General features: G+C 67.2%; 1 protein-coding gene. It reads left to right on the top strand.

Annotated features, from left to right (window positions below; translation table 11 throughout):
- Positions 1-1,900 (top strand): acetate--CoA ligase (gene acs / locus WS75_RS25215; RefSeq protein WP_059684389.1); only part of this gene is annotated, 1,900 nt, incomplete at both ends.

The following is a 1,900-nucleotide window of genomic DNA, read 5'->3' on the forward strand; positions in this document are numbered from 1 at the left end:
GCGACCATTTCCGGCATGCCGGCTTACCAGGCGCTTGCCGCCGAGGCCGAGCAGGATTACGAGGGCTTCTGGGCGCGTCTCGCGCGCGAGGGCCTCAGCTGGCACAAGCCGTTCACCAAGGTGCTCGACGAGAGCAATGCGCCGTTCTACAAGTGGTTCGACGACGGTGAGCTGAATGCGTCGTACAACTGCCTCGACCGTCACGTCGAAGCCGGCAACGGCGAGCGCGTCGCGGTGATCTTCGAGGCCGACGACGGCACCGTCACGCGCGTCACCTACGCCGATCTGCTGGCACGTGTCTCGCGCTTCGCGAATGCGCTGAAAAAACGCGGAATCGGCAAGGGCGATCGCGTCGTCATCTATATTCCGATGTCGATCGAGGGCATCGTCGCGATGCAGGCCTGCGCGCGCATCGGCGCCACGCACTCGGTCGTGTTCGGCGGCTTCTCCGCGAAATCGCTGAACGAGCGGCTCGTCGACGTCGGCGCGGTCGCGCTCATCACCGCCGACGAGCAGGCGCGCGGCGGCAAGACGCTGCCGCTCAAGAGCATCGCCGACGAGGCGCTCGCGATGGGCGGCTGCGAAGCAGTCAAGAGCGTGATCGTCTATCGCCGCACCGGCGGCAAGATCGACTGGCACGCCGGGCGCGACCTGTGGATGCACGAGATCGTCGACGGCGAGCCCGACACCTGCGCACCGGAATGGGTCGGCGCCGAGCATCCGTTGTTCATCCTCTATACGTCGGGCTCGACCGGCAAGCCCAAGGGCGTGCAGCACAGCACCGGCGGCTATCTGCTGTGGGCCGCGCAGACGATGAAGTGGACCTTCGACTGGAAACCGACCGACGTGTTCTGGTGCACGGCCGACATCGGCTGGGTCACGGGCCACACTTACATCACCTACGGCCCGCTCGCGTGCGGCGGCACGCAGGTCGTGTTCGAAGGCGTGCCGACCTGGCCGCACGCCGGCCGCTTCTGGAAGATGATCGACGATCACAAGGTCACGGTGTTCTACACCGCGCCGACCGCGATCCGCTCGCTGATCAAGGCCGCCGAGGCCGACGACAAGGTGCATCCGAAGAGTTACGACCTGTCGAGCCTGCGCATCATCGGCACGGTCGGCGAACCGATCAATCCGGAAGCGTGGATGTGGTACCACAAGCACGTCGGCCAGGAGCGCTGCCCGATCGTCGACACGTGGTGGCAGACCGAAACCGGCGGCCACATGATCACGCCGCTGCCGGGCGCGACGCCGACGGTGCCGGGGTCATGCACGCTGCCGCTGCCGGGCATCATGGCCGCAGTGGTCGACGAGACCGGCCAGGACGTGCCGAACGGGCAAGGCGGCATTCTCGTCGTCAAGCGTCCGTGGCCGTCGATGATCCGCACGATCTGGGGCGACCCGGAGCGCTTCAAGAAGAGCTATTACCCCGAGGAACTCGGTGGCACGCTCTATCTGGCCGGCGACGGCACGGTGCGCGACAAGGACACCGGCTACTTCACGATCATGGGCCGCATCGACGACGTGCTGAACGTGTCGGGCCACCGGCTCGGCACGATGGAGATCGAGTCGGCGCTGGTTTCGCACGAGCTGGTTGCGGAAGCGGCGGTGGTCGGCCGCCCGGACGACACGACGGGCGAGGCGGTGGTCGCGTTCGTGGTGCTGAAGCGTTCGCGTCCGGAAGGCGAGGAAGCGGCGGCGCTCGCGAAGACGCTGCGCGACTGGGTCGGCAAGCAGATCGGGCCGATCGCGAAGCCGAAGGACATCCGCTTCGGCGACAACCTGCCGAAGACGCGCTCGGGCAAGATCATGCGGCGCCTGCTGCGCTCGCTCGCCAAGGGCGAGGCGATCACGCAGGACACGTCCACGCTCGAGAACCCCGCGATCCTCGAGCAGCTCG

The sequence above is a fragment of the Burkholderia sp. FL-7-2-10-S1-D7 genome (genome assembly GCF_001524185.1).
GTDB classification, from domain to species: Bacteria; Pseudomonadota; Gammaproteobacteria; order Burkholderiales; family Burkholderiaceae; genus Burkholderia; species Burkholderia diffusa.